Source organism: Kitasatospora sp. NPDC059803 (genome assembly GCF_042732255.1).
Taxonomy (GTDB): domain Bacteria; phylum Actinomycetota; class Actinomycetes; order Streptomycetales; family Streptomycetaceae; genus Kitasatospora.
On sequence record NZ_JBHWIJ010000275.1, the window covers coordinates 1 to 11,732 of the forward strand.

At 75.2% G+C, this 11,732-nt stretch carries 10 protein-coding genes; 3 read left to right on the plus strand and 7 right to left on the minus strand.

What is annotated here, in order from left to right:
- Nucleotides 1-59: 59 nt before the first annotated feature.
- From hemB to ACFV6I_RS31575, 7 genes are all read right to left on the minus strand, one after another.
- A complete protein-coding gene (gene hemB, locus ACFV6I_RS31545; protein WP_380338110.1) occupies nt 60-1,040 on the minus strand; it encodes a porphobilinogen synthase in 981 nt (326 codons plus the stop codon).
- 67 nt (nt 1,041-1,107) lie between these two features.
- A complete protein-coding gene (locus ACFV6I_RS31550; RefSeq protein ID WP_063348857.1) occupies nt 1,108-2,757 on the minus strand; it encodes a bifunctional uroporphyrinogen-III C-methyltransferase/uroporphyrinogen-III synthase in 1,650 nt (549 codons plus the stop codon).
- On the minus strand, nt 2,754-3,764 hold the full coding sequence (gene hemC / locus ACFV6I_RS31555) for a hydroxymethylbilane synthase (RefSeq protein WP_063348856.1): 1,011 nt from the start codon (nt 3,762-3,764) through the stop codon (nt 2,754-2,756). The genes ACFV6I_RS31550 and hemC overlap by 4 nt, the downstream gene beginning before the upstream one ends.
- 41 nt (nt 3,765-3,805) lie before the next feature.
- The gene (locus ACFV6I_RS31560; protein WP_380428976.1) at nt 3,806-5,143 is read right to left on the minus strand and encodes a glutamyl-tRNA reductase; all 1,338 of its coding nucleotides are present in this window, start codon (nt 5,141-5,143) and stop codon (nt 3,806-3,808) included.
- A 100-nt stretch (nt 5,144-5,243) separates the two neighbouring features.
- Nucleotides 5,244-6,137: a redox-sensing transcriptional repressor Rex gene (locus ACFV6I_RS31565; protein ID WP_208869094.1), complete on the minus strand. Its 894-nt coding sequence runs from the start codon at nt 6,135-6,137 to the stop codon at nt 5,244-5,246.
- Between the two features lie 101 nt (nt 6,138-6,238).
- Nucleotides 6,239-6,985: a 3'-5' exonuclease gene (locus ACFV6I_RS31570; protein ID WP_063348854.1), complete on the minus strand. Its 747-nt coding sequence runs from the start codon at nt 6,983-6,985 to the stop codon at nt 6,239-6,241.
- A gap of 269 nt (nt 6,986-7,254) precedes the next feature.
- Nucleotides 7,255-7,539, minus strand: coding sequence for a glutaredoxin family protein (locus ACFV6I_RS31575; RefSeq protein WP_063348853.1), 285 nt, complete (start codon nt 7,537-7,539; stop codon nt 7,255-7,257).
- A gap of 119 nt (nt 7,540-7,658) precedes the next feature.
- Between ACFV6I_RS31575 and ACFV6I_RS31580 the strand changes: the two genes are divergently transcribed.
- The 3 genes from ACFV6I_RS31580 to ACFV6I_RS31590 all read left to right on the plus strand — a co-directional run.
- Nucleotides 7,659-8,747, plus strand: a complete 1,089-nt coding sequence (locus tag ACFV6I_RS31580) for an HAD family hydrolase (RefSeq protein WP_380428979.1) — start codon at nt 7,659-7,661, stop codon at nt 8,745-8,747.
- Nucleotides 8,748-9,430: 683 nt separating this feature from the next.
- Nucleotides 9,431-10,138 carry an ECF subfamily RNA polymerase sigma factor, BldN family gene (locus ACFV6I_RS31585; RefSeq protein WP_380428984.1) on the plus strand — a complete coding sequence of 236 codons (708 nt, stop codon included), beginning with the start codon at nt 9,431-9,433 and terminating at the stop codon, nt 10,136-10,138.
- A gap of 270 nt (nt 10,139-10,408) precedes the next feature.
- A partial coding sequence (locus ACFV6I_RS31590) for a DUF5667 domain-containing protein (RefSeq protein ID WP_380428981.1) occupies nt 10,409-11,732 on the plus strand: 1,324 nt, incomplete at its 3' end.

Sequence of the window (11,732 nt, forward strand, 5' to 3'; positions counted from 1 at the left end):
GGCCCGGACTTCTCGTTGCCCTGCGCCTGCTACTTGAACGCCCTGCCTTGCGGCACCGGCTACTTGAGCATCGCGGCGGCCTCGACCGCCCAGTAGGTGAGGATCTGCTCGGCCCCGGCCCGGCGGATCGAGGTGAGCGTCTCCATGATCATCCGCTCCCGGTCGATCCAGCCGTTCGCCGCGGCCGCCTCGACCATCGCGTACTCGCCGGACACCTGGTACGCGGCGACCGGCACCGGGGAGGCGTCGGCGACCTGGCGCAGGATGTCCAGGTAGGCCATGGCCGGCTTGACCATCACCAGGTCGGCGCCCTCGGCGAGGTCCTGCTCCAGCTCGCGCAGCGCCTCACGGGCGTTGGCCGGGTCCTGCTGGTAGCTCTTGCGGTCGCCCTTGAGCGAGGAGCCGACCGCCTCGCGGAACGGGCCGAAGAACGCCGAGGCGTACTTGGCGGTGTAGGCGAGGATGCCCACGTCCTGGTGCCCGGCCTCGTCCAACGCCCGCCGGATCACGCCGATCTGGCCGTCCATCATGCCGGACGGGCCGACCAGGTGGACGCCCGCGTCCGCCTGCACCCGGGCCATCTCGGCGTAGCGCTCCAGGGTGGCGTCGTTGTCCACGCTGCCGTCGGCGGCCAGCACGCCGCAGTGGCCGTGGTCGGTGTACTCGTCCAGGCAGAGGTCGGACATGACCACCAGGGCGTCGCCGACCTCGGCGACCACGTCGCGGATCGCCTGCTGGAGGATGCCGTCCGGGTTGGTGCCCTCGCTGCCGGTGGCATCCTGCACGGCCGGCACGCCGAACAGCATCAGGCCGCCCAGGCCCGCCTCGGCCGCCTCCACCGCGGCCTTGCGCAGGGTGTCCCGGCTGTGCTGGACCACGCCCGGCATGGAGGTGACCGGGACGGGCCCGCTGACGCCCTCGCGGACGAACAGCGGCAGGATCAGCTCCGCCGGGTGCAGCCGGGTCTCGGCGACCAGGCGGCGCATCGCCGGACTCTGGCGCAGCCGGCGCGGGCGTACGTACGGGAATTCAGCGGACACGGCTTCTCTCTCCGAACGGTTGTGCAGTGCCGGGGGCGACGGATCGCCGCCCCCGGTCCCGAGGGTGTCAGCGGGCCTTGCGGCGCGAACCCGGACGGCGCTCGCTGGGCCGGTAGACCGGCTCGCCGGCGGCCGTGGCGGTGTCGCGGCGCTTGGCCCCGAAGTCTGCCAGCGCCTGGGCCAGCGCGGCCGCCGACGGCGCCGGGGCCATCACGTCGACCCGCAGGCCGTGCTCCTCGGCGGTCTTGGCGGTGGCCGGGCCGATGCAGGCGATGACCGTGACGTTGTGCGGCTTGCCCGCGATGCCGACCAGGTTCCGCACGGTCGAGGACGAGGTGAAGAGCACCGCGTCGAAGCCGCCGCCCTTGATCGCCTCACGGGTCTCGGCCGGCGGCGGCGAGGCGCGCACCGTCCGGTACGCCGTCACGTCGTCGACCTCCCAGCCCAGCTCGACCAGGCCGGCCACCAGGGTCTCGGTGGCGATGTCGGCGCGCGGCAGCAGCACCCGGTCGATCGGGTCGAACACCGGGTCGTACGGCGGCCAGTCCTCCAGCAGGCCGGCCGCGGACTGCTCGCCGGAGGGCACCAGGTCCGGCTTCACGCCGAAGTCCACCAGGGCCTGCGCGGTGGTCTCGCCGACCGCCGCGACCTTGATCCCGGCGAACGCGCGGGCATCCAGGCCGTACTCCTCGAACTTCTCCCGGACCGCCCGGACCGCGTTCACCGAGGTGAAGGCGATCCACTCGTAGCGGCCGGTGACCAGGCCCTTGATGGCCCGCTCCATCTGCTGCGGGGTGCGCGGCGGCTCGACCGCGATGGTCGGCACCTCCTGCGGCACCGCGCCGTACGAGCGCAGCTGCTCGGACAGGCCGGTGGCCTGCTCCTTGGTGCGCGGCACGAGCACGTTCCAGCCGAACAGCGGCTTGGTCTCGAACCACGAGTGCGAGGACCGGTGGGCGACCTGCTCGCCCACCACGGCTATCACCGAGGTCGCCGGGTCCACCGGGGCGGAGACCGGCGAGGGCAGCACCCGGGCGGCCTTCAGGTCGGCGGCGATGCCGGACAGGGTGGAGGTGAAGGTCCGCTGGCGGGTGGTGGTGCCGGAGAGCGTGGCGCTCAGCGCCGACTCCGGCTTGCGGCCGTTGGCGACCAGGGCGCCCGCGGTGGCCGGCAGCTGGCCCAGGGTGGTCCGGACCACCAGGGTGGTCTCCGGCGCGCCCAGGTCCACCGGGCTGCCGGCCAGCAGCGCGGTGCCGTCCACGAAGCGCACGTCGGTACCGGCCGCGCCGCGCAGCGGGACGCCCGCGTACGCCGGGACGCCGACCGACTGGGCGACGCCCGGGATCACCTCGAAGGGGATGCCGTCGCCGGCGCAGCTGAGCATCTCCTCGGCGGCGCAGCCGTCCAGGCCCGGGTCGCCGTCGACGGTGCGGACCACGTGCTTGCCGGCCCGCACGGCCTCGGCGACCAGCCGGGCCAGGTTGAAGTCCGCGCCCTCGGCGACCGGGGTGTGCACCTGCACACCGGCCGGGCAGTGGGTGCGCACGGCGACCGCGGTCAGCGGGTCGGCGACCAGGATGTCGGCCGAGGACAGCACCTCGACCGCGCGCAGGGTCAGCAGCCCCGGGTCCCCGGGGCCCGCGCCCAGGAAGGTGCACCGTCCGGTGGCGGACTGGCCGCCCGGGAACGGGGTTTCGGTGGCGGCGGTGGGGCTCATCGGGCTCGCTCCCCCATCAGGGTGGCCGCGCCCGCGTCGAGCAGCCGGGCGGCCAGCGCGCGGCCGAGGGCCGTCGCGTGCTGCTCGGCGGTCTCGTCGAGGACGATCGGACCGTTGGCGGACATCTTCAGCAGGGCGGCGCCGTCGGGGTCGCCGACCACGCCCTCCAGCCGCAGTTCGTTCGGTCGGACCCAGGTGGCCAGCGCGGCCACCGGAGCCGAGCAGCCGGCCTCCAGGGTGGCCAGCAGGGCCCGCTCGGCGACCACGGCGACCCTCGTGGGGGCGTGGTCCAGGGCGGCGAGCGCGGCGGTCAGGTCGGTGTCGGCGCTGGTGCACTCGATCGCGAGCGCGCCCTGGCCGGGGGCCGGGACCATCAGCTCCGGGTCGAGGTGCTGGGAGATCTCGGCGCTGCGGCCGAGCCGGTTGAGGCCGGCCGTGGCCAGCACCACCGCGTCCAGCTCGCCGCTGGTCACGTAGCCGATCCGGGTGTCCACGTTGCCGCGGATCGCGACGGTCTCCAGCGCGGCGCCGCGGGCGGTGGCCCAGGCGTTCAGCTGGGCCATCCGGCGCGGCGAGCCGGTGCCGATCCGGGCCGGGCGGCCGGCGCCGGCCAGCTTCTCCACCAGCTCGTCCAGGGTCAGGCCCTCGGCGGCGACCAGGGCGTCCCGGGCGTCCTCGCGCTCGGGGACGGCGGCCAGCGCCAGGCCCTCCGGCTCGGCGGTGGGCAGGTCCTTGAGCGAGTGCACGGCGAAGTCGATCCGGCCCTCCAGCAGCGCGTCCCGCAGGGCGGAGACGAACACGCCGGTGCCGCCGATCTGCGCCAGCGCCTCCCGGGAGGTGTCGCCGTAGGTGGTGATCTCGACCAGCTCGACGGGGCGCCCGGTGACCCGGGTGACCTCGCGGGCCACCATGCCCGACTGGGCCATGGCGAGCGCGCTGCGCCGGGTGCCGAGCCGCAGGGTCGCGGTGGCGGCCGGAGTCTGCTCCGTGATCGGTTGACCATTCATGAGGTGATCGTCCCGGTGGTACTCGTGGGATGGCTGACGGTTCATCTGGCGCCCCCGCCCGAGGGCTGGGGGCCGCCGACGGGTGTGCCCGACACGGCGTGCACGGCCGCCGGGTCGAGGTCGAACAGCTCGCGCAGCGCGTCCGCGTAGGAGGCGCCGCCGGGCTCGGCGGCCAGCTGCTTCACCCGGACGGTCGGGGCGTGCAGCAGCTTGTCGACGACGCGGCGGACGGTCTGGGTGATCTCCGCGCGGGAGCGCTCGTCCAGGTCGGGCAGCCGGGAGTCCAGCCGGCCCAGCTCGGCGGAGACCACGCCGGAGGCCATCGCCCGCAGCGCGACCACGGTCGGCGCGATCCGGGCGGCCCGCTGGGCGGCGCCGAAGGCGGCCACCTCGTCGGCGACGATCCGGCCGACCTGGTCCACGTCACCGGCGCCGGGGGTGGCGGCGTGCGCGTGGGAGAGGCTCTCCAGGTCCACCAGCAGGGCGCCGGGCAGCTCGTGCACGGCGTGGTCGACGTCGCGCGGCATGGCCAGGTCGAGCAGGGCGAGCGGCTGGTCGGCGGTGCGGGCGGCGACCGCGGCGGCCACGTCCCCGGCCTTGACCACCACACCGGCCGCGCCGGTGCAGGAGATCACCAGGTCGACGTCGGCCAGCGCCTCCGGCACCTTGGCCAGGTCCAGGGTGCGGGCCACGCCGGAGCCGAGGATCTCGACCAGGCGCTCGGCGCGGGCCGGCGTCCGGTTGGCGATCAGCACGTCGGTGACGCCGCAGCGGACCAGGGTGGCGGCGGCCAGCGAGCTCATCGAGCCCGCGCCGACCACCAGCGCCCGCTTGCCGGCGATCCCGCCCGCGCCCGCCGCGACCTGCTCCAGGCCGAAGGTCACCAGCGACTGGCCGGCCTTGTCGATGCCGGTCTCGCTGTGCGCCCGCTTGCCGACCCGCAGCGCCTGCTGGAACAGCTCGTTCAGGCCGCGCCCGGCGGTGTGCTCCTCCTGCGCGGTGGCCAGCGCGTCGCGCAGCTGGCCGAGGATCTGGCCCTCGCCGACCACCATCGAGTCCAGGCCGCAGGCCACCGAGAACAGGTGGTGGACGGCGCGGTCCTCGTAGTGGACGTAGAGGTGGGAGGTCAGCTCCTCCAGGTCCACCCCGCTGTGGTGGGCGAGCAGCAGCGACAGCTCGGCGACGCCGGCGTGGAACTTGTCCACGTCCGCGTACAGCTCGATCCGGTTGCAGGTGTTGAGCAGCGCGGCCTCGGCGACGGTCGCGGTGGCGGCCGCGTCGTGCAGCAGCCGGGTCGGCACCTCACCGGTCAGCGCGGCGCGCTCCAGCACGCCGACCGGCGCCGTGCGATGGCTCAGTCCAACGACGAGAAGACTCACGCCCGCCCCCAGGTCCCACGGTTGTCCGTACTCATGAGGCCGCCCCGCACCGCTCGGCGGGTGCTCCGCACGACCTGCGCCCTGCGACTGACTCGCTCGCTCATGCGGGCATCACCGCGGGGAGATCGCCCTCCCCGCCCTTGCCGGGCTGGCCCTGCTCGGTCTGGTCCTTGGCCGCGGTCTCGGCGGTGCCACGGCCCTTGCCGTTGCCGCCCGCCGCACGGCGCAGCTTGGCGGCCGCCGCCCGGACCGGGCCCGGGGCGCGGTCCAGCACCGACTCGGTGCGGTCCGGCTCCTCGCCGGCCTTGCGCTGCTCGTGGAAGGCCAGGATCTGCAGCTCGATGGAGAGGTCGACCTTGCGCACGTCCACGCCGTCCGGGACGGTCAGCACGGTCGGGGCGAAGTTGAGGATGCTGGTGACGCCGGCCTCCACCAGCCGGTCGCAGACCTGCTGGGCGGCGCCGGGCGGGGTGGTGATCACACCGATCGAGACGTGCTGGCTCTCGACGATCGACTCCAGCTCGTCCATGTGCCGCACCGGCAGGCCGGCCGCGCTGCCGCCGACCACGTTCGGGTCGGCGTCCAGCAGGGCGGCCACCCGGAAGCCACGGGAGGCGAAGCCGCCGTAGTTGGCGAGGGCGTGGCCGAGGTTCCCGATGCCGACGATGACGACCGGCCAGTCCTGGGTCAGGCCCAGCTCGCGGGAGATCTGGTAGACGAGGTACTCGACGTCGTAGCCGACGCCGCGGGTGCCGTAGGAGCCCAGGTAGGAGAAGTCCTTGCGCAGCTTCGCCGAGTTCACGCCGGCGGCGGCGGCCAGCTCCTCGGAGGAGACCGTCGGCACCGAACGCTCGGAGAGCGCGGTGAGCGCGCGCAGGTAGAGGGGGAGGCGGGCGACGGTCGCCTCCGGGATGCCCCGGGCACGCGAGGGTCGGCGCGCGGCGCCCTGGTCGGGCGTCTGCGAACTGCTCTGTGGTGATCGGCCGATTGCCACGGTGCTCCTGTGGGTGAAGCTGGGCTTTGGCAGCCAGGCTATGCGTTTGTGAACGTGTGCACAAAGATGGTGTCCGTTTTGTCCCCACACAGTGATGCGCATCACGCCGTCGAACCCATAGCACCGCGCTCGGTCAGGAGGACGGCCGGGGCGGGCACCCCGGGCAGCCACGGGCCGTACGGCGCCTCCCGGCGCACCAGCGGGACGGGCGTGCCGGACGAACGGGAGCGGGCCCGGCCCAGCCGCGGCCAGGGCACCCGGGCCGCCTCGCGCAGCGGGCCCGCCCAGTCGTCCGGCGGGCAGGACGGGACGCCGACGCAGTGCCGCAGCAGCTCGGCGGTCACCCGGGCGTCGCCCAGCGCGGTGTGCGCCGGGTACCAGCCCAGGCCCGCCGCCTCCACGCAGGCCGCCAGGCCGTGGCCGCGGGCCTGCGGCAGGTGGGCGCGGGCCAGCCGCATCGTGCACAGCAGCGGCACGGGCGGCAGCGCGACCCCGATCCGGGCGAACTCGCGATCCAGGAATCCGTGGTCGCAGCTGACGTGGTGACCCACCAGCACCCGGCCGGCCAGCAGCTCCAGCAGCCGCGGGGCGATCTCCCGGAAGCGCGGGGCGCCCTCGACATCCGCCTGGTGTATCCGGTGCACATGGGTCGGACCGACCGGGCCCAGCGGGTCGAGCAGGGTGGCGAACTCCGCCTCCGGTCGCAGCCGCTCGTCCAGCAGGACCACCGCGATCTCGACCACCCGGTGCCGCCACGGGCTGCGGCCGGTCGCCTCCACGTCCACCACGGCGAAGCCCCGGGCGCCCGGCGGGGCTTCGGGCGTCCCAGGGGTCGGGCCGGGAAGCATGGCGGCACTCCTCGTGTGCTCAGCCCCCCTTGGGCGCAAACGCGTTCGATCGTAAGCCGACCAACCGGCCCCGACTCAAGCCGGACCGGGGTGTCTTTGACAACGATTCGGCGAACCGCCCCCCCCGCGCGGCGGGGGCGCCGCCCCGGCGCCGCCCCCCCCCCCCCCACCGCCCCCCCACCACCGCCGCCGGGGGTTTTTTTGCACACCGTGGCGCCCCCCCCCCCCCCCCGCGGGGGGGGGGCGGCGACGGTGGCGCGCGGGAACGGTCAGCCGCCGAGGGCGGCGCGCAGGCGGCGTTCGTCGACCCGCCAGAAGTCGTGCTGGCGGCCGTCGATCAGGGTCACCGGGATCTGCTCCCAGTAGCGCCGGTACAACTCCTCGTCCTGGGTGATGTCCTTCTCCTCGAAGGTCGCGCCCAGCTCGCCCGCCACCCGGACGATCACCTCCCGGGCGTCGTCGCACAGGTGGCAGCCGGGCTTGCCGACCAGGGTCACGGTGCGGTCGGCCGGCGCGGGCTTCGGGCTCTTGTCACGTCGCAGCAGTGGGCTCACCCGGCCATTGTCCGCCCGCCCGGCGGCCGCCCCACCGGGGCCCGGGACCGCCCGGTGTTCACCGCGCGGGCACGGCGCCGTCACGGCCGCCGCGCGCCCGGCTGGCTATGCTCGATGACATGGCCGTGCTCCGAAGGCTCACCCAGGCGAAGCGTTCCACCACCGAGCGGAGCGCCCTGGCGGGCGAGGCGGCCGCCGACGGCGCCGCCCCCCCCCCCCCCCCCCCCCCCGCGCCCCCCCCCCCCCCCCCGCCCCGCCCCCCCCCCCCCCCCGCCGCCCCCCCCCGCCCCCCCCCCCCCCCCGGGCGGGCCACCGCCCCCGCGGAGAGCACCGCGCCCACCGAGAGCGCCACCGAGAGCGCCGCGCCCGCCGCGGGCAGGCCCGGCAAGGCGCCCAAGGCCCCGGCCGAGAACCACACCCCCGAGCCGGGCGACCCGCGCGCCGCCGCGTTCTTCGACTGCGACAACACCATCCTGCGCGGGGCCGCGATCTTCTACCTCGGGGTCGGCCTCTACCGGCGCGGCTTCCTCACCCGCCGCGACATCGCCCGGTTCGCCTGGCAGCAGGCCTGGTTCCGGCTGAACGGCGCCGAGGACCCGGAGCACATCTCGGACGCCCAGCACACCGCGCTCGGCCTGGTCGCCGGGAAGCGCACCGCCGACCTGGAGGCGATCTGCGAGGAGGTCTTCGAACAGGTCGTGGCCGACAAGATCTGGCCCGGCACCCGCGCCCTGGTCCAGATGCACCTGGACGCCGGCCAGCGGGTCTGGCTGGTCACCGCCGCCCCGCTGGAGGTGGCCCGGGTGATCGCCCGCCGGCTCGGCATGACCGGCGCCCTGGGCACCGTCGCCGAGGCCGACGACGGCCTGTACACCGGCCGGCTGGTCGGCGAGCTGCTGCACGGCCCGGCCAAGGCGGCTGCGGTGCACGCGCTGGCCCGGCACGAGCGGCTGGACCTCGACCGCTGCGCCGCGTACAGCGACTCGGCCAACGACATCCCGATGCTCTCGCTGGTCGGCCACCCATACGTGGTGAACCCGGACGGCGCGCTGCGCCGCCACGCCCGGGCCCAGGGCTGGCGGGTGCGGGACTTCCGGACCGGCCGGAAGGCGGCCCGGGTGGGGCTGCCGGCGGCGGCCGCGCTCGGGGTGCTCGCGGGTGCGGCGGCCGCCGGGGTGGCCCTGAACCGCCGCCGCCGCTGCGCCTGACGGGCTCCCGCCACCCCCGGTCGCGCCCCCGCCGCCGGGCCTGTCCGCGCCCTCCCCACGGCCTTCCCGCGCGGGTGGCCGGCCGTCAACCAGGCCTCTGACCTGGCCCCTCGTACGGGCGAACTCCCGTTTCCGGTACGGCTTTCCGGCCCAATGAGCGAACCTGTCAGCCGGTGACCGGTTCTGATCGTTCGCCAGACCGGGAAAGTCGGGGGTTGCCAGGCCTCAAGACTGGGAAACCACCGGCCGGACCGCCGAATTGGTCACCCTGGGCGCCCGAACGGTCACGTTGAGCCGGATGAACGATGGCAGGTCCGGTCAGAGTCAGCCGAATATGCGCGATAAATGGATCCCAAACGACCACTTCGACCACACGGTGTAGCTGTCATTGCACAAAGCGTTATTCTCTCCTGGATGCACGTCACCCACGCGCCCCGCTCGAACGGGCGGCGCGGGAGTGCTCTCCGCGCAGGCGGAGGTGATCCGTCCACAGTTCTGCCTCTGGGAGTCCCGTGTACCCACCCGTCCGGAACGACGCGCCTGCACCCTCCCGCCCGTCGTCCGCGCCCCTGCGCCCCCGCACCGGCCTCCGCGGCCGCCCCGTCGCCGACCGGCAGATCTCCACCGGCCTGGACCTGCTGCGCAACCTGCTCCGCAGCCAGCTCGCCGCCTCGCCCCAACTCGTGCCCGCCGGCACCCCGTTCGGCCACCCGCACGGCTCCGGCCTGGCACTGCGCACCACCGCCGCCGGCTCCACCGGCACCGGCTCGCGCGGCCGCACCGGCAGCACCGGCGTCGGCCGCGGCCGTGCCCGGACCGCGCCGAGCCCCGGCTACGAGACCGAGCACAACCCGATCATGGAGCTGGTCGAGCGGGCCCAGGCCGGCGAGAGCGAGGCCTTCGGCCGGCTCTACGACCACTACGCGGACACCGTCTACCGCTACATCTACTACCGGGTCGGCAGCCGGGCCACCGCCGAGGACCTCACCAGCGAGACGTTCCTGCGCGCGCTGCGCCGGATCGGCACCTTCACCTGGCAGGGCCGGGACTTCGGCGCCTGGCTGGTGACCATCGCCCGCAACCTGGTCGCCGACCACTTCAAGTCCAGCCGCTTCCGGCTGGAGGTGACCACCGGCGAGATGCTCGACTCCAACGAGTGCGAGCGCAGCCCGGAGGAGTCGGTGCTGGAGTCGCTCTCCAACGCCGCCCTGCTGGACGCGGTGCACCGGCTCAACCCGCAGCAGCAGGAGTGCGTGACGCTCCGCTTCCTCCAGGGGCTCTCGGTGGCCGAGACCGCGCGGATCATGGGCAAGAACGAGGGTGCCATCAAGACCCTCCAGTACCGCGCCGTCCGCACCCTGGCCCGGCTGCTGCCGCCGGACGCCCGGTGAGGCCGCGGTGACCGGGGGAGGCATAGCCGGCGGGCGGCCCGACGGGCCGTCACCATCCGTACCCGACCGACACGTCCGGGTGAACGGTCGATCCGATGATCAGCCGTGCGTAACCCACCGCCCACACCACTCGTTGGCCAGCGTGCAAGTCCCCACCAGGCGTACGGTCAAGCCGAATTGCGACCTGTCACCCGATGGAGTGGCTTTGGCCCGCCGAGGCAACCGTCCGGCAGGCCGGGGTGTCGACAACGACGAAGGGAGGTGTGGCCCGTGACGGCAAACGTGCTGGAGCACCGACGGGCGAAGGCCTTCGCCGAGGCGCTGGAGGCCCACCGGGCGGAGCAGCGCGGCGCAGCGGACGCCGAATCGGCCAACACCGCTGCCACCGGCGCCGGTTCGGTCGCGATGGCCCAACTGGTCGGCCTGACCGACGCACTGGGCGCGATGCCCGGACCAGCGCTGGACCCGGAGGTACGGACCGTCCAACGCGCGCAGCTGATGGCCGCGTTCGAGCAGGCCTTCGCCGGCGGACCGGGCGCCACAGTGCCCCGCCAACGCCGGCACCGGGCCATCCGGACGGCGCCGCGCGGCCGCTGGAGCCGCCGGTTCGCGATCGGCGGACTGGTCGCCGGACTGGCCGTCGGCAGCCTCGCCGGCGCCGCCGCCGCCAGCTCCAACGCCCTCCCCGGGGACACGCTGTACGGCATGAAGCGCGGCCTCGAAGGGCTCAGGCTCGACCTGGCGGACACCGACTCCGAGCGCGGCGAACTGCTGCTCGACAACGCCGCCACCAGGCTCGGCGAGGCCAAGACCCTGGTCGGCCACCCCGGCCCGGCCACCGGGCTCAGCCCGGGCACCGTCGAACGGGTCCGCCGCGCGCTGGACGACATGCACGCCGACGCCATCAAGGGCCGCGAGCTGCTCCGCTCGGTCTACCGCAGCAACGGCTCGCTCGGCCCGATGCGCGCCCTGGCCGGCTTCGCCCAGGGCGAGGACGGCCGCTGGACCGAACTGGCGGGCCAGCTGCCCGTCCAGCTCACCCAGCAGGCCCACCTGGTCGACCAGCTCTTCGACGACATAAGCGAGGACGTCGCGCCCCTGCGCCTGGCCCAGCCCACCGCCAAGAGCGGTGGCCCGGCCGGCACCGGAGCGGGCGGCGACACGGCCGGCCCGGCCACCGGCGGCGCCCCCGCCGACACCCCGGCGAACGGCTCCGGCACCGCGCCCGGCGAACGCCCGGCCCAGGGTGGCGGCACCGGCGCGAGCAGCGGCGGCAACAACCGCCCCGGCGGCACCGAGCGGGCCCCCGCCAGTACCGGCTCCAGCACGCCCGGCGGCATCGGCGCCAAGGGCGGCGGCCTGCCCAGCACCCTGCCCAGCAGCGCGCCGGACGCCGTCAACGGGCTCGTCGGGGACCTCACCAGCGGGCTCACCGGCGGCAAGACCTCGCCGAGCGCCGTCCCGGCCCCGCCGCAGGCACCGCAGCAGCCCTCCGGCACACCCAGCGCCCCGGCCGCCGGCCAGCCGCAGGGCGTCGAGGTGCCCCCGCTGATCCCGGGCCTGCTGCCCGGGCGGCGCCCAGTCTCTTATACCC